This is a genomic window from Natronosalvus sp. KLKA75 (assembly GCF_059736265.1).
Genome location: NZ_CM185522.1, coordinates 18556 through 33646, shown reverse-complemented (window position 1 = coordinate 33646; position 15091 = coordinate 18556). Strand labels below are relative to the sequence as shown.

Annotated in this window: 14 protein-coding genes, 2 tRNA genes and 2 pseudogenes; 13 read left to right on the top strand and 5 right to left on the bottom strand. The window is 63.8% G+C overall.

The annotated features are described in order from the left end of the window. Nucleotides 1-111: 111 nt before the first annotated feature. Nucleotides 112-187, top strand: a tRNA-Cys gene (locus AC6I65_RS00195). A gap of 216 nt (nt 188-403) precedes the next feature. After that, nucleotides 404-1315: a DUF8231 family protein gene (locus AC6I65_RS00190; protein ID WP_497902113.1), complete on the top strand. Its 912-nt coding sequence runs from the start codon at nt 404-406 to the stop codon at nt 1313-1315. Between the two features lie 507 nt (nt 1316-1822). On the opposite strand, the gene AC6I65_RS00185 is transcribed toward AC6I65_RS00190, so the two are convergent. Then, a tRNA-Lys gene (locus tag AC6I65_RS00185) sits at nt 1823-1896 on the bottom strand. A gap of 82 nt (nt 1897-1978) precedes the next feature. Here AC6I65_RS00185 and AC6I65_RS00180 point away from each other — a divergent pair. Further along, nucleotides 1979-3253 carry a M20/M25/M40 family metallo-hydrolase gene (locus AC6I65_RS00180; protein ID WP_497902112.1) on the top strand — a complete coding sequence of 425 codons (1275 nt, stop codon included), beginning with the start codon at nt 1979-1981 and terminating at the stop codon, nt 3251-3253. A 24-nt stretch (nt 3254-3277) separates the two neighbouring features. Here AC6I65_RS00180 and AC6I65_RS00175 read toward each other — a convergent pair whose 3' ends face one another. Both AC6I65_RS00175 and AC6I65_RS00170 read right to left on the bottom strand, forming a co-directional pair. Continuing rightward, nucleotides 3278-3997, bottom strand: a complete 720-nt coding sequence (locus tag AC6I65_RS00175; RefSeq protein ID WP_497902111.1) for a DUF7119 family protein — start codon at nt 3995-3997, stop codon at nt 3278-3280. Between the two features lie 85 nt (nt 3998-4082). Next, the gene (locus AC6I65_RS00170) at nt 4083-4277 is read right to left on the bottom strand and encodes a DUF8595 family protein (RefSeq protein ID WP_497902110.1); all 195 of its coding nucleotides are present in this window, start codon (nt 4275-4277) and stop codon (nt 4083-4085) included. 390 nt (nt 4278-4667) lie between these two features. On the opposite strand from AC6I65_RS00170, the gene AC6I65_RS00165 reads away from it, so the two are divergent. From AC6I65_RS00165 to AC6I65_RS00125, 9 genes and pseudogenes are all read left to right on the top strand, one after another. Then, nucleotides 4668-5042, top strand: a complete 375-nt coding sequence (locus AC6I65_RS00165) for a DUF8134 family protein (protein ID WP_497903207.1) — start codon at nt 4668-4670, stop codon at nt 5040-5042. Between the two features lie 45 nt (nt 5043-5087). After that, nucleotides 5088-6863 (top strand): nitrite/sulfite reductase, encoded by a 1776-nt coding sequence (locus AC6I65_RS00160; RefSeq protein WP_497902109.1) that lies wholly within the window; start codon nt 5088-5090, stop codon nt 6861-6863. 4 nt (nt 6864-6867) lie between these two features. Next, nucleotides 6868-7197 carry a DUF6360 family protein gene (locus tag AC6I65_RS00155; RefSeq protein WP_497902108.1) on the top strand — a complete coding sequence of 110 codons (330 nt, stop codon included), beginning with the start codon at nt 6868-6870 and terminating at the stop codon, nt 7195-7197. Between the two features lie 64 nt (nt 7198-7261). Continuing rightward, the gene (locus tag AC6I65_RS00150) at nt 7262-7750 is read left to right on the top strand and encodes a DUF892 family protein (RefSeq protein ID WP_497902107.1); all 489 of its coding nucleotides are present in this window, start codon (nt 7262-7264) and stop codon (nt 7748-7750) included. 5 nt (nt 7751-7755) lie between these two features. Further along, a complete protein-coding gene (locus AC6I65_RS00145) occupies nt 7756-7947 on the top strand; it encodes a hypothetical protein (protein ID WP_497902106.1) in 192 nt (63 codons plus the stop codon). A gap of 43 nt (nt 7948-7990) precedes the next feature. Beyond that, complete coding sequence (gene rimI, locus AC6I65_RS00140) at nt 7991-8473, top strand: ribosomal protein S18-alanine N-acetyltransferase (RefSeq protein ID WP_497902105.1); 483 nt, start codon at nt 7991-7993, stop codon at nt 8471-8473. A 102-nt stretch (nt 8474-8575) separates the two neighbouring features. Then, nucleotides 8576-8704 carry a DUF7563 family protein gene (locus tag AC6I65_RS00135; protein ID WP_497902104.1) on the top strand — a complete coding sequence of 43 codons (129 nt, stop codon included), beginning with the start codon at nt 8576-8578 and terminating at the stop codon, nt 8702-8704. A gap of 96 nt (nt 8705-8800) precedes the next feature. Next, a complete protein-coding gene (locus AC6I65_RS00130) occupies nt 8801-11158 on the top strand; it encodes an MEDS domain-containing protein (RefSeq protein WP_497902103.1) in 2358 nt (785 codons plus the stop codon). Further along, a pseudogene (locus AC6I65_RS00125) lies at nt 11122-11886 on the top strand (sensor histidine kinase); the annotation flags it as partial. The gene AC6I65_RS00130 and the pseudogene AC6I65_RS00125, both read left to right, overlap by 37 nt. Before the next feature lie 157 nt (nt 11887-12043). Here the strand turns inward: AC6I65_RS00125 and AC6I65_RS00120 are convergent. Both AC6I65_RS00120 and secF read right to left on the bottom strand, forming a co-directional pair. Next, nucleotides 12044-13632 (bottom strand): annotated as a pseudogene (locus AC6I65_RS00120) (preprotein translocase subunit SecD). Beyond that, nucleotides 13629-14507 (bottom strand): protein translocase subunit SecF, encoded by an 879-nt coding sequence (gene secF, locus AC6I65_RS00115; protein ID WP_497902102.1) that lies wholly within the window; start codon nt 14505-14507, stop codon nt 13629-13631. Before secF ends, AC6I65_RS00120 begins: the two are co-directional and overlap by 4 nt. Before the next feature lie 118 nt (nt 14508-14625). On the opposite strand from secF, the gene AC6I65_RS00110 reads away from it, so the two are divergent. Next, complete coding sequence (locus tag AC6I65_RS00110) at nt 14626-15051, top strand: DUF7968 family protein (protein ID WP_497902101.1); 426 nt, start codon at nt 14626-14628, stop codon at nt 15049-15051. The last annotated feature ends 40 nt before the right edge of the window (nt 15052-15091 follow it).

The window sequence follows — 15091 nt, the reverse complement described above, 5'->3', positions numbered from 1 at the left end:
CTCATACACTATTCAACCCTCACGAGCGACTGCGCTCGTGGGGTTTTCGTCTTTACAGCGGGCAAATCGTACCGCTACGCTTAAACGAACGCGGTGGCTACATCCGAGCGCGCCAAGGTGGCAGAGTTCGGCCGAACGCAGTTGCCTGCAGAGCAACCCATCGCCGGTTCAAATCCGGCCCTTGGCTCTTTCACGTTTTGTACCCTGATCCGGTCCCTTTAGACCGCTTCATCTCCTCCCTTCGAGCGCGTCGGTTTCAATTCCTGGAGCCACCTTCAAATCGTCGAGTACCAGTCAATCGCGGTCGATCTCGACCAGGCTCGGCTCGAGCGAATGCGATCCCTGGCTCCACTCTTTCGAGAACTTAGTAACCGTTATACGACGCGCGGACAACGCCTCATACATGCAATTACGCGCAGGGATCGTCTACGCCGTCCTGTTTATGGTGGTCGCTGCGGGCGCGTACGCCGTTATCGCGACCGCGGAATCACCGCAGGTGACGATCGACGAAGCCGATGCGGACTACCAACTCGAGCAGGGTGACGAGATAACGATCGAGGATCGGACGTACAACGTGTCCGAGCTGGACGGGGCTGCTGGAACGGGGACGTTGGAATACGTCAACGATTCCGTTCCAACTGACGTGGCGTGGTCCGGTGCGAGCGCTGCAAATGGTGACGCCTGGGACGATGGCGATACGGTTCAGTTCGAGGAAGAGGGGACGGAGTATTCCGTCTACATTTACGCGCCGCCAGGAGAGGGTGACGGAAACGAGAGTGCCGACGGTGGTGACGGAAACGAAAGCGAGGCCCAACCGGAGACGTTCTTGCTGATCGAATCGGTCGATTCCGAGGAGTACACGTTCCTCGAGCGACCCGACGGCGTCTACGTGATCGTCGAAGAGGACGGCCAAGAGGTCGTTCGCCACGTTACGGAGGTTGACGATATCGACACCCAGGAGTACGCGGTTGGAGATGAGGTGACCTTCTACGAATCCGAGATGGAAGAACAGGTTGACGCTGAGGTGACGACAATCGAGACGGACGAGGTGACCGTCGAGTACACCGGTGAGGATGTCACGGAGGTATCGCTCTCCCACAACGAGGAAGTGATGATCGAGCAGACGCCCTACGGCGTTCACTTCCCAAGCGAGGACGTCGTTTACCTGACCGAGGACGTCGAGAGTTTCCAGGCTCAACACCAGGCAGTCGATGAGCACAACGAGCGAATCCACGGGTTCTGGTGGGCGATCGGACTGTCGGTGATCGCGATCGTGTTGCTGGCCGGGTTGGCGTTCATGCCGCTGCGAGGCTGAGGGCTCGAACTTATAGACGACCACGGTTCGCGTGCCGTTTCGTCAGTGTGGTTGGTATCGGTGTGTTTTCGGTTATCGGTTTTCGGTTTGCGGTGTCTGTAGTCTTTGGCCGTTCTCGAGTGGCAACTGCGGCTCGTTCGGTGCGGTTCGATGCGGTCCGATGCGGTTCAGTGTGGTTCGGTGCGGTTCGACACTCGAGGAACGCTCGTGTCGCTGACGTGGATTGATCTGAACTCGCTGCTCACGAACGTGTTCGCGGCAGGAAAGCGAGACGGGTGCGATTGTGAACCACGCCCAGAAATGCTCGCTTCGCTGTGCCTTTCTGGTCTCTTTCAGATCGCTGTATGATCGCGTTGCTCCTCGCGGTTCTGCTCGGAGCAAGGGGCCAGGCGCGATTTGAACACACGGTCGATCGCTTCCTCGTTCACTTCGTTCGCGAGACTGCGCTCTCCCTGCGTTCAAATCGCAGGGCCGTTTTGCCACTCACGAATGTGCTCGTGGCAAAAGCGGGCCGGGCGCGATTTGAACACGCGACCGTCTGGTTAAAAGCCAGACGCTCTGCCGAACTGAGCTACCGGCCCCGTACTCTCCTCTTTCGGGGACGCGTGGTTAAACGTTTCTTTCTCCCACGGTATTATATCGGGGTCCGACGTGGTCTCGCACATGAATTTCCGCATCTGGGACGACGACCTTCGGGAGTTCGTCGACACGTGCTGTTCGTTCGAGACGACTGCAGGAAACGAGAAGCCGGCCCAGGTGTGGCTGCGCGAGGAACTCGAGGCGGCGGGCTTTCGGACCTACACCTGGGAGGCTGACCCGGCCGTTCTAGCCGAGCATCCGTCGTTCCCGGACGACCCTGACGACATCGAGACGGCGGATCGGCCGAGCGTTGCCGGAGTTTTCGAGTTCGGAGATCCTGACGCGGGGCCGACGCTGGTGTTGAACGGGCATGTCGACGTCGTCCCTACGGGGTCGGGGTGGGAGGGTGATCCGTTCGAGCCCCGGTGGCGCGACGGTCGCCTGACGGCCAGGGGTGCGGCGGACATGAAGTCGGGGCTGGGGGTGTGCGTGTTTGCGGCGCGTCACCTGGCAGAGGTCGCTACGAATACTGACCACGACCCCAACCTGAACGGTCGGATCGTCGTCGAGAGCGTCGCCGGCGAGGAGGAGGGCGGGATCGGTGCAGCCACGGCAGCACTCGAAAATCCCTATCCGTTCGAGCGAGACGCGGCGATTGTCGCGGAACCGACGGAGTTGCGTCCGGTGGCGGCGGTCGAGGGAAGCCTGATGATCCGGATCGGCCTCGAGGGCCGGTCGGCACACGCGGCGACGCGGTGGCGGGGAGCGTCGGTGTTGCCGGCGTTCGAGCGCGTTCGCGAGGAGTGCGAGGCGTTCGAACGGGAACGAAGCGAGGCCATCTCCCATCCGTTGTACGACGAGTTCCCGATTCCGTGGCCGATCTGTATCGGGCGAGTCGAGGCGGGGCGGTGGGCGTCCTCGGTCCCGGACGAACTGACGGCGGAGGTTCGGGTCGGCGTCGCCCCCGGGGAGACGGTGACGGACGTCGAACACGCGCTCCGAAGCCGCCTCGAGTCGCTGTCGGACAATCCGTCCTGGCCGGCGGGGGTCAGCGGGCCAACGATCGAACGGTTCTCGGTACAGTTCGAACCGGCTGAAATCGCGGCGGACGAACCGGTGGTTTCGGCGCTCCAGAACGCGATGGCGGCGCGCGGATTCGACGCCGAGGCAATCGAACCGCGCGGGGCGACCTACGGGGCCGACAATCGACACTACGTCGAGGCGGGGATTCCGACAGTCCTGTTCGGGCCGGGGAGCATCAACCAGGCACACTTCCCGGAGGAGACGATTGAGTGGGACGAGGTGCTCGAGGCAGGGGCGGTGCTGGCAGAGACGGCGCGGGCGTACCTGTCGCAGTGATGGGATTGTGACGCTTTCCCGATGCTACTCGAGTGCGTTCTCGAGTGCGTCCGCAACGATCGTTCCTGGATCGACGCCCTCGAGTGAGGCTCGTCGCCGGAGGTCGCGGTAGGCCGACGCCGGGAGGGTGAGTTCGAGGCGGCCGAGGGTGACGTCGCAGTCGTCGAGTGCGCGCTCGATCGAGGCCCCGTCGTTGACCTGACTGGCGACCTGGCGGACGTCGCGGACGGTGAGGTCGCCGTCGAGGACGGCCCAGGCGAGCAAGAGTCGATCCTCGCCGCCGACGCGGGCGATGTGTTTGGCGGCGGAGGGGGCGATTTCGCCGAGGGCGACCTGTCGACGAACCGATCGGGGGAGGTCGTGGACGCGGGCCCACTTGCGGATGAACGAAACCGTGACCGTCTCGTCGCCCTTGAGGTGGGCGCTCGCTCGCTCGGCGGCGGTTTTGTACGATCCCTCGCCGCGAACGAGCGCGGCACAGGCTGCGGCGCCGCGGAGCATGTAGAGGTGGTCCTCGTCGACGGACCCGGTGGCGAACTGGGCGACGGTTTCGGCCGCGAGTGCGAGACTGTCCGGGTCGTCGGGGTCGAACTGGACGGCCCGGCGAGCGTGGGTTCCCGTGATCGATTCGTCGCCCCGGATGACCGGTGCGCCGACTGGCGATTTTCGATCCGTCGGGATCGGAGGCTCGTTCCCGGGGTCGCCGTCTCGAGTTCGGCGGTCTCCGGTGTGGTCGTCGGTCATGTACCGCTGATAGGGGCGACGTGCCTAAAAAGCGTTTCAGACGGTCCGCTGTGGTTCGTCGAGGGGTGCATCTGGGGCCTCCTCGCTACTCTTCGCGTCGCTCGGCGAGGTGCTCCCAGATTTCCGTACAGCCAGCGCCGACGTCGACGTCCTCGAGGTGGGCCGTGTCGTCCTCACCGGGAGTAGCCTCCGGGGTGGCTCGGTCGCTGACGTCTCCTTCGTTGCCGTTGCTGTCGTCGGATTCGTCCAGCTGGCGTCCGTCGGGTGACGCATTCGTCATCGTGTGTCCTCCGTTGGATCGTCGTTCGGTACCGATCGCGACGCGCCGGATCCGATAGGAGGGAGGTGCAATTCCGGAGCCACGTCGGCGGAGACGTGCTGGCGACTCCGTACCCTGCGTTCGGAGGGCTGGCGGCGTGATGAGCGGTCGTGTGACCGTGACGGATCGTCGGGCATACTCCTCCGTATGGTCGGCCATCGCTTAAGTACGGCTTCGGGTGCAAGCGATACCCCGGCTCCCGTTCTCGGGTAACGATTGCTGGTATCTCTGACGGGCTGAAACGAAAGACGGCGACGCATGCTGGCGATTCCCGTCGAATTCGCCGTCACGACAACGGCGAAGCATTGCACGGGCCGATGGACGAAGGTGGCTGCCACCCGAAGCGAGGGCATGGTCATCTCGTTGCGTACCCTCGACGACGGGGCGTGGATCAGCGTCAACGACTCCCGAACGGTCGGCGCGAGCGACGTCTGGACCCTCGCTCGCGGTCGATTCTGTCGGTGCGAACCGGCGTACGTTCTCCTCGAGGGGTTCACGGACGTCGGCGTGGACGGCACCAGCGTAGTTGCGGGGGCGGTCGGCCGGTGTCTCGAGTGCGGCCGTCACTCATCGCTCGAGGGCCTGCCGGTCGGCCGGGTCGTCGACGGCGAGTTCGAACGGTACGAGGCGTCGGCCGTCCAGGCGACGCTCGAGCAGTCGTCTGGCGGAGCGGTCGAATCGGGCCGGCAAATACCGCCGGAAGGGGCGAGAGGCGGGGAGAACTGACGCCACGGCCGGGGCCTTGTAGGTGGTCCGCGTAGCCCGGTGCAGATGCCAAGCGACGTCGAGAACTGGAAAGACGAACTGTACGGAACCGATATCAGGGAGGCGATCAAGGAGTTCGCTGCGTCGGGGTGGGAGTCGATTCCCGAGGACGAACACGACGCCTGGTTCGAGCGCTTCAAGTGGTACGGGCTATACCACCAGCGCGCCGGCCAGGAGTCCTATTTCATGCTCCGGGTCGGTCCGCCGAGCGGAGTCCTCGAGCCGGGACAGTTTCGCGTTCTGGCCGAACTCGCCAAAGAGTACTCGAACGGGCCCGCCGCCAATCCTGAATTCGGCAACGGCTGGCTCGACGTGACGACCCGTCAGGCCGTCCAGCTCCACTGGATCAACCTCGAGGACGTCCCCGCGATCTTCGACCGACTCGAGGACGTCGGCCTATCGGCGGTGCAGGCGTGTGGGGACTCCTGGCGGAACATCGTCGGCTGTCCGGTCGCCGGGAAGGACGAGCACGAACACGTCGACGCCGGTGCGCTGGCCGACGACCTCCACGACACGTTCAAGCGAAACGAGGCGCACTCGAACCTTCCGCGGAAGTGGAAGGTGGCGGTCACCGGCTGCGACGAGGGCTGTGGGCAGGGCGACATCAACGACCTCGCGTTCGAACCGGCCGAGAAGGAAATCGACGGCGAGACGGTGACCGGCTACAACGTCCGCGTCGGCGGTGGCCTCGCTCGCAACGAGCCCCGCTTCGCCCGCGACATCGACGTCTTCGTCACGCCCGAACAGGCGGTCGAGGTCGCCGGCGGCATCTCGGGCCTGTTCCGGGACTACGGCAACCGCGAGAACCGCTACGCCGCCCGGATGAAGTTCCTCGTCGACGAGTGGGGGCCCGAGAAGGTTCGCGACGTCCTCCAGGAGGAGTACGTCGACTTCGACCTCGAGAGCGCAGGCGAGGACCTGCGCTCGTCGTACTCCTACAACGCCGGCGAGGCCGCCGGGAAACACGACCACGTCGGCGTTCACGACCAACCGGACGGCAATTCGTACGTCGGGTTGAACGTCCTCGTCGGCCGGATCGGCGCCGACGACGCCCTCGAGCTGGCCGACATCGCCGACGAGTACGGTTCCGGCGAGGTTCGTCTCACCCAGCGCCAGAACGTCGTTTTCACGGACGTCCCCGACGAGAATCTGGACGACCTGCTCGCGGAGCCCTTGCTCGAGACCTACAGCCCGGATCCGCATCCGTTTCAGCGCGGCTCGATCGCTTGTACCGGGACCGAGTTCTGCTCGCTCTCGATCGTCGAGACGAAGAACCGCCAGGTCCGATTCTCGCGCTGGCTGGTCGAGAACGCCGACCTGCCCGAGGGCGTCGACGACTTCCACATTCACCTCTCGGGGTGTACCGCGTCGTGCGCCCAGCCCCAGATCGCCGACGTCTCCCTGCGGGGGATGAAGACCCGTAAGGACGGCGAGCCGGTCGAGGCGCTCGACATCGGCCTTGGTGGCGGCCTCGGCGAGAATCCGCAGTTCGCCTCCTGGGTCGGCGAGCGAATCCCCGTCGACGAGGTGCCGGGTGCGATCGCGAACCTGCTTGAGAACTTCGAGGCCCGTCGGGAGGGCCAGGAGAGCTTCCGCGAGTTCGTCGCCGCGCGTGACGACGACGAACTGGCCGACCTTATCGAACCCGAGGAGACCGACTACGAGGATCCGTACATGCACAACACCAAGCGGACCTGGTACCCATACGCCGACCAGGACGCCCTGGACGAGAGTCCCGCGCCGGCGACGCCCGACGGATCGCCGATTCCATCGGACGACTGAGCCCATGGCCGACCGACTCATGCGCGTCACCGCGCACACGACGTTGGACCTCACGGACGCGGTCGTGACAGGGCACGACTTCGAGGACGAGCGAGACGCGGTGGTGGACGCGACCGCTGCCCGGAGACAGCCCGATCACGTCAAACTGCAACTCGAGGTGGACAACATGTCCGAGACGCACCTGCCGGCGCACATGGAGGAAGTGCGCCTGACGTCCGAGCAGGCGCGGGCGCTGGCGGCCGACCTGGAGAATCATGCTGGGCGCGTCGAGGCGGCTGCGGATACGGATTCGGGCTCGAGTTCGAGTTCGAGTACGGAATCACCGTCCGAGTAACCCGCCTGCCATCGCAGGCTGACGACGTTTGTCCCTGCCCGGCGGAGTCCGACCTGGTGGTTCCATGACCGAAACGATCCAGGACCTGTTCGAGCACGGCCTCGAGGACATCTACCACGCCGAGCACCAGCTACTCGACGCGTTGGAAGACCTCGAGGAGCACACGGAACGCGAGGAGATCGCGAACGCCTTCGCCGAACACCGCGAAGAGACCCAGACGCACATCGACCGCCTCGAGGAGGTGTTCGACGCTTTCGGCGAGCCGCCCGAGAAGGAAGAGTGTAAGGGCATCGAAGGGCTGATCGAGGAGTACGAGGAGTTCCTCGAGACCGACCCCAGCCAGGAAGTCCTCGACTACCACAACATGGCGGCCGCCGAGAAGACCGAACACTACGAAATCGCGGCCTACGGCAACCTGATCCCGCTGGCAGCCCAGATGGACATGGGCGACGCGGCCGACCTGCTCGAGGAGAACCTCCGGGAGGAACAGGACGCCCTCGAGGAGCTGAAGACGCTCACCGAGGAGTTCGATATGGGAGCGATCCCGGCCTGATACGTATGGTCGACGACGAGAACGAATCCGGATCCCGAGACGAGAGCGAGTCCGAATCCGACGACGAAGGAAGCGAACTCTCGAAGGAGGAACAGACGCAGTACGGCGGCACGGAAGATGCGAACGACGAGGACGAGAGCGAAAGCGAGAACGAAAACGAGAACGACGGTCAATCCGAAGCCAGCGAAACCGGCTGAACGGTCGCGTACTTATTTTACCCTCACGTCGATACTCCCTCCTGTGACGACCCCGACCGAGTCGACGCGGACTCGAGACGGCGTGACGATCCGCCAGGCCGAGCGGGCCGACCTGCTCGCGGTCGTGCAGATCGAGAACACGTCGTTTCCCCAGCCGTGGCCCTACGATGCGTTCACCCAGTTTCTGGGCGAGCCCGGGTTTCTGGTCGCCGAAACCGACGACGGGCGGGTCGCCGGGTACGTCGTTTCGGACGTGACGCCGAACTACGGCCGCGACATCGGCCACGTCAAGGACGTCGCCGTCCATCCCGACTGGCGCGGCTCGGGTATCGGCTCGGCGCTGCTGGGTCGGTCGCTCGCCGTCCTCGCGAGCCAGGGCGCTCACTCGGTCAAACTCGAGGTCCGAGAATCGAACGACGGGGCGAAACGCCTCTACGATCGGTTCGGCTTCGACCCGCTGCGGCGGGTGCCGCGGTACTACGACGATGGTGAGGACGCAATCGTGATGGTTCGCGAGCTGTCGTAACGCGTTTGCGATACTTGCGACACACCGCCCACTCGTAGCGCTCGCGAACCACCTTGCATACCCACCCACAGCGCTATTCTCACGCTCCACGGAGCCTCGAGTATGGACTTTACACCGGAGTCGAGTACCTGTCTGCGCTGCGGTCGCCCGGTCTCGATCGATTACCGTCGAACCCACGGTGACGAGAACGGATTCGTGGAGACGTGTCCCCGGTGTCGGCGCTCTGGGTGACGCGAAACCAGCATTTGCTAAAATAGTAGGTGATCCATCGATCACCTGGTCTAATTGGGGACCAGAGTTAAGAATCTCCGCGAATAACCTGATTTAGTGAGTAACCAGGTCGAGCGCGGTACGCGACAGCGAGAACCGGACCGCGAGGGTGGGCCGGGGGCGCTGCATCAGCACTCGGAGTTTCGTGGGCCGGTCGAGCCCGAGAACAACCACGACCACTCGAACGACCATTTTGCACTCATCTACGAGCGCCCTGCAGACCAATTTGCATCTGCGATTCCGTTCATCTCCGAGGGACTCGAACGTGGCGAACAGTGTCTGTACGTCGCCGACGACAACTCCAGGGAAGAAGTCGTGGAGGCGATGCGGGACGACGGCATCGACGTGAACGCCGCCCTCGAATCGGGTGCGCTCTCCGTCCTCACACCAGCGGACACCTACTACCGGACCGGCGAGTTCGATCAGACCACCATGCTGGAATTCTGGGAGGAGTCGCTCGAACAGGCGAAAGACGAAGATGGCTATACGGGACTCAGAGCGGCCGCCGAGATGACGTGGGCACTGGAGGGAGACACGAGTGCAGACGAACTGGTCGAGTACGAGGCCGTGCTCAATTCCCTCTACCAGGACGAAGACTACGCCGTCATGTGCCAGTACAACCGAGAGAGGTTCCCGGCGGCAGTCATCCACGACGTTATCAAGACACATCCGCACATCGTCTCCGACAGCACCGTCTCACAGAACTTCTACTACACACCACCCGAGAAGTTCTTCGGCTCCGAGAAGATGGAGGCGAAGGTCGATCGCATGATGCAGACGCTGCAAGAGCGGACGGAGGTGAAGACGGCGTTAACGGAACGACAAGAATACCTGGAGCGAGTTTTCGAGAGTAGTCACGACGGCATCCTCATCGTTGACCCCGAAGCGGACGAGATCGTCGACGCGAACCGGGCCGCAACCGAGATGCTCGGCTATACGTACGACGAATTGGTGGCCCTCGCTCCCTCCGACGTACACCCCAACGAACTCGACGCGTTCCGGGAATTTGTCGAAGGGGTGTTCGAAGACGGCACTGGGTGGACTGATGAACTTACCTGTCGCACCAAGAACCGGGGCCAGATTCCGGCGGAGATCTCTGCGTCTCGGATGGAACACAACGGCCGTCCGGTCCTGCTCGCGGTGGTCCGCGACAATAGCGAGCGCAGGAAGTGGGAACGGGCCCAGCGGCAATTGTACGAGATAACCTCCGATCCCGATCGGGCGTTCGAGGAGAAACTCCAGGACTTGCTCGATCTTGGCTGTGAACGCTTCGATATGGAACTCGGCGGGATCGCCGTCGCTGAACCGGACACTGATCACTTCGAGGTGGAGATCACGAACGGGGAGCACGAACACCTCGTTCCGGGCGACTCGTATCCTCTCTCCGAAACGTACTGCCGTGTGCCTGCGGACGAGGGGGGAACCTGTGCGATTACCGCTCCTGTGAGCGATGGGTTCGAAGGCAAACTGTGCTACGACCAGTTCGGTGTGCGGACGTACCTCGGAACGTACCTCGAATTCGAGGACGACAGTAACCGGACGTTCTGGTTTGTTTCGACCGAACCGAGAGCGGACGCGTTTTCTGAGGCCGAACGGACGTTTCAGCACCTGATGGGGCAGTGGGTGAAATACGAACTCGAGCGCCGCCAGCGCGAGCAGGAACTGCGCGAGCGCACAGAGTATCTGAGTGCACTCATCGAGACCGCGCCCGAGTGCATAAAGACCGTTGCCGCCGACGGCACCCTGCTCCAGATGAACCCCGCCGGGCTCGACATGGTGGAGGCCGACTCGGAATCGGCGGTGATCGGCGAATCTGTCTACGGGCTGATCGCCCCCGAACACCGCGAGACGTTCCGCGAGTTCAACGAGCGGATCTGTCGGGGCGAACGAGGCGTCCGAGTTCGACATCATCGGGCAGACGGCACGCGCCGGCACATGGAAACGCACGCGGCGCCGCTGCATCGCCCCGACGGGACGACGTCCCAACTTGCGTTGACGCGCGACATTACCGAACAGATCGAGCGTGAACGTGAACTCGAACGGACGCTCGATTTACTCGAGAAAACCGAACGCATCGCGGACGTCGGCGGCTGGGAGATCAACCCGGAAACGAAGGACGTGTTCTGGACCGACCACATCTTCGAGCTTCTGGAAGTGGACGCGGACGAGGAACCGCCGCTGGAGGACGCCCTCGACATGTATCACGAGGACGACCAGGGGATCGTCGAGGATGCCGTCGAGAACGCGCTCGTCTCGGGCGACCCCTTCGACGTGGAGGCACGGATTCGTACGAACAGCGGGGACATACGGTGGCTGCGGCTGCAGGGCGTCCCGGAGGTCGTCGATAATAAGGCGGCCTCCTCCGCGGAGCCGTCCAGGATATTACTGAACGCAAACAGCGCGAGAAACGGTTAGAAGAGGTGATCGAGCGACTCGAAGCGTCGAACGAACGGCTCGAGCAGTTCGCCTACGCCGCCTCCCACGACCTCCAGGAACCGCTCCGGATGGTCTCGACTTACCTTCAGCTGCTCGAACGACGGTACGAGAACGCGCTCGACGAGGACGGCGAAGAGTTCCTCGAGTTTGCGGTGGACGGAGCCAACCGCATGCGCGAGATGATCGACGGGTTGCTCGCCTATTCGCGGGTCGAGACGCAAGGTGATCCGCTGGAACGCATCGACCTCGATGCCGTGTTCGACGACGTACTGGCGGATCTTCGGATCCAGATCGCGGGGAGCGACGCCGAGATTACCGCCGACGACCTCCCTCGCGTCGAGGGTGATGCCACCCAGCTCCGCCAGGTGTTTCAGAACCTGCTGGAGAACGCGATCACCTACAGTGGCGACGAGAAGCCCCGGATCCACGCCTCGGCCGAACGCGATGGGGCCGAGTGGATCGTGTCGGTCCGCGACGAGGGCATCGGCATCGATACTGATAATCAGGACTGCATCTTCGAGGTGTTCCAGCGCCTTCACACCCACGGCGAGTACGACGGGACCGGTATCGGACTCGCACTGTGTGAGCGGATCGTTGAGCGCCACGGCGGGGACATCTGGGTCGAGTCAGAGCCAGGCGAGGGAGCGACGTTCTCGTTTACGCTGCCAGTAGCGGCTGGCGAGCGACGGGAAGCTACAGGAAAGTGAGCGAGTGACATCCTCCTCGCCGCAAACGGCGTCACCTCTCTTCGCGTATGCAGCGCGGATCCAGCCAAAGTTAGCCTTCTCCACCAGAACCGACCAGGACATTCGATATCGATTCAGGACTCGAGACGATTAGCGGGCGAAACGCGAAACCGACGAGCTACTTGTCGGTCAGCAACCGGCGCAGGATGTCCCCGTAGGCCGGTCGCGTGATCAGAACTCCGACGAGCACGCCCAGGATCGTGATGATAGCGAACCCGCGGAGGTCGCCCAGGCTGAGCACGGCCAGCGGCGACATAGCGATGATCGTCGTCGCCGCCGCGGCCCCGATGACCCAGAACGCCTTCCGGAACCGGGACTCGAAGACGCGCCTCGAGTTGACGTCGCCCTCGTCTAACACCTCGTCGGCGATGATGACCAGGTCGTCCACCCCGGTCCCGACGACGGCGATGAATCCGGCGACGTGTGAGAGGTCGAGTGGCATCCGCAGGAGGGCGGCGACGCCGAGGAGGATGACGACCTCCGAAAGGGCGGTGACGATCATCGGGAGGGCGACGCGTCGGTCGCCGTAGCGCACGTAGACGACGCCGCTGACGGTGAGAACGGCCAGGATTCCGATCAGCAGCGAGTAGTTCTTGAACTGCTCGGCCAGCGCGGGACTGATCATGTACGTCTGGGCCCGGTCGAAGTCGAGGGGCGCGCGCAGTTCGCCGGCGCGGAGGTTGATCGAGAGCGTCTGGGCCTCCTGCTGGCTGGGCGTGATCATCTGGAACTGGCCGCCGTTGGCCCACTGACCACTTTCCATGTCTGCGGCGAGTCCCGGGGAGACGCTGTGGGCATCGATGACCTCGCCGTCGACCATCGTGAGCAGGCAGTAGTTCGACCCTTCAGCCTCGGGGTTTCCGTAATTACAACTGCTGGGATTCTGGGTGAAGCCGGTCTCGACCATCCGCTGTTGGTACTCTTCGGCAGGGCCGGGGTTGACTGTGACGGGGACGTAGTCGTACCCATCCTCGCCGTTATAGGAGGCTGTCCCGATGCTCCCGAAGTCCTGTTGAACGAGCGCCGTCTCGTTTTGCTGGCCGCCCTCGCCGTCGGGATAGTGCATCACGATCTCGACGATTCCGCGGTACTCGAGCAGGGATCGAAGCTCCTCGGTGGTCATCGCGGGCGCCTCGGTCACGATGTAGTAGGTGCCGTCCATCTCGGCCTGGGAGACCTGGCTGCCCGAGAGACCGGCCTCGTTGATCCGCAACTGGATCGTCGTCTGGATGTCGTCGCGGGTCGCCTGGGTGACGCCCTGTTCGACGTCCTCTTCGGCGACGTCGATGCCGGCTTCCTGGAGCGCCGCGGCGAACTCCGCTTCCGAGACGTTCCCGGTGAAGACTTCGACGCTGACCTCGCCGTTCTGGTGGTCCGTCCGGACGAGGGCGTCGCCGGTCTCGAGGTCCAGTTCCTCCGAGACCGTGGCCTGGATCTCCTGGCCGCGTCGATCCAGTTGGGTTCCTCGGCATCGACGCTCACCTCCGAGACGTGCATCCCCACGACCGGGGCGCTGATCTTCGTCCCGCCGTCGAGACCGAGCCCGAACTCGAGGTTGTGCATGCTCGAGTCGGACTCGTTGGTCGGGTACGTCTCCTCACCGCCCATGACGCCACCGGGAAGGAAGAGCGCGACGAGCGCGACGGTAAGGAAGACGACCAACAACAGGACGCGCCAGTTCGCCTTGATCGACCCGATGGCGCTCATCGGGCCACCCCCTCGAACTTGTACCACCGAAGCAGGCTGAGGTTCAGCAGGTAGGTGTTCATCAGGTCGGCTGCCAGCCCGACGGTGAGGATCAGGCCGACCGAGAGCAGGAGTTCGACGCCGAGCGCCCACGCGGCGACGGCCATGACCAACATTGCCGCCATCGACGTGACGGTCATGGTGATCCCGGTGCGCATCGCCCGGTGGGTGCTCTCGTAGAAGTCACCGCTGCGCCTGAGGATGTGGTTGTTCAGCAGGATGTCCGAGTCGACGGAGTACCCGACGATCAACAGGAGTCCGGCGACGGTTCCGAGCGACAGTGGAATCCCGAGGACGTTCATGAACGCGAGCGGGATCACGAGGTCGGAAAACGCCGAGATGACGATAGCGATGGAGGGAACGAACGTCCGGAAGAGGACGAACGCGATGACGCTCATCCCGACGAACGCGGCTCCGAGGCCGAGCAGCGCCGTCTGCTGGGCGGCCGCCCCGAAACTCGCCGACGTCTCCGCCGAGAGCTGGACGACCTGGTCGTTACCGGAGACGGGCTCGAGGTTCGACTCTGCCTCCGACTGTACGTCCGCGTCGGTCGGCGCGAACTGCACGAGGTACTGGTTCTCGGTGGCCTGGACGGACTGCACCGACTCGGGCTGCTCGCTGAAGGCGGCCTCGATCTCCGCTTCGGAACTCGTCGTCTCGATCGTCAACTCGGTTCCGCCGGCGAAGTCCATGCCCAGTTCGACCGGCGTGCCGTAGACGACGTAGCCGCCGAGGAGAACGAGCAACGCGAAGGCAAGGACGGCGAGTGGAACCGCCGCCAGCTGGCGGTTGGTGTACCGGGTGTAATCGATTTCCGGTACCGCGAAAGTCCCCATATACCCTGGGTGTTGCCGTCGGCGAAAGTAAGCCTTCTCAATTCCATTACGATATTTCAGGTACTGGCTCGGTGAACGAAACGGAACCCGTCATCACGCTCGAGCGCGTAGTCGGCGCATGAAACACTCGAGTGACACGAGTACAGCACGCGACGGAACTGCGGGGAGCGACGCGGTTGCGGAGCCGAACGAGGACGGGACCGACGCACGGATGGCCGCTCGACTGGTCCTCTCGTACCCCGAGGACCTCTCGGACTGGGGGCGGTTTCAGGTCGAGAAGCCTTCGTTCGGAGCGTTCCTCCGCAAGACTCGCGAGCGAGCGGAACCGGGCGACGTCTGGGAGGAGTTCGTCGGCGTCGGCTGCTGTGGGAACACCCTCGACGTCCCCCTGCGCGTCGAGTCCGTCGACGGCGGGGCGCGAATCGGGCCGGAGACCGAGATCGACTACGATGTCAGGAAGCCTGCGGCCTCGATGGGGCTGGCGCGTCCAAAGTGCAGGCGGACCACGCCGTTCGTGAGCGGTTTCGCGTCCAGAGCGCGGTGAACAGCAGGATAGTTAGCGAGCGCGGGCCGAGGAATATTTG

Bases quoted from the DNA above. Each gene is read 5' to 3' on its own strand.
- AC6I65_RS00160 (WP_497902109.1), top strand. From the start codon at position 5,088: ATGCCAAGCGACGTCGAGAACTGGAAAGACGAACTGTACGGAACCGAT.
- AC6I65_RS00175 (WP_497902111.1), bottom strand. From the start codon at position 3,997: ATGACCGACGACCACACCGGAGACCGCCGAACTCGAGACGGCGACCCC.
- AC6I65_RS00110 (WP_497902101.1), top strand. From the start codon at position 14,626: ATGAAACACTCGAGTGACACGAGTACAGCACGCGACGGAACTGCGGGG.
- AC6I65_RS00145 (WP_497902106.1), top strand. From the start codon at position 7,756: ATGGTCGACGACGAGAACGAATCCGGATCCCGAGACGAGAGCGAGTCC.
- secF (WP_497902102.1), bottom strand. From the start codon at position 14,507: ATGGGGACTTTCGCGGTACCGGAAATCGATTACACCCGGTACACCAAC.
- AC6I65_RS00165 (WP_497903207.1), top strand. From the start codon at position 4,668: ATGGTCATCTCGTTGCGTACCCTCGACGACGGGGCGTGGATCAGCGTC.
- AC6I65_RS00135 (WP_497902104.1), top strand. From the start codon at position 8,576: ATGGACTTTACACCGGAGTCGAGTACCTGTCTGCGCTGCGGTCGCCCG.
- AC6I65_RS00190 (WP_497902113.1), top strand. From the start codon at position 404: ATGCAATTACGCGCAGGGATCGTCTACGCCGTCCTGTTTATGGTGGTC.
- AC6I65_RS00170 (WP_497902110.1), bottom strand. From the start codon at position 4,277: ATGACGAATGCGTCACCCGACGGACGCCAGCTGGACGAATCCGACGAC.
- AC6I65_RS00155 (WP_497902108.1), top strand. From the start codon at position 6,868: ATGGCCGACCGACTCATGCGCGTCACCGCGCACACGACGTTGGACCTC.
- AC6I65_RS00180 (WP_497902112.1), top strand. From the start codon at position 1,979: ATGAATTTCCGCATCTGGGACGACGACCTTCGGGAGTTCGTCGACACG.
- AC6I65_RS00150 (WP_497902107.1), top strand. From the start codon at position 7,262: ATGACCGAAACGATCCAGGACCTGTTCGAGCACGGCCTCGAGGACATC.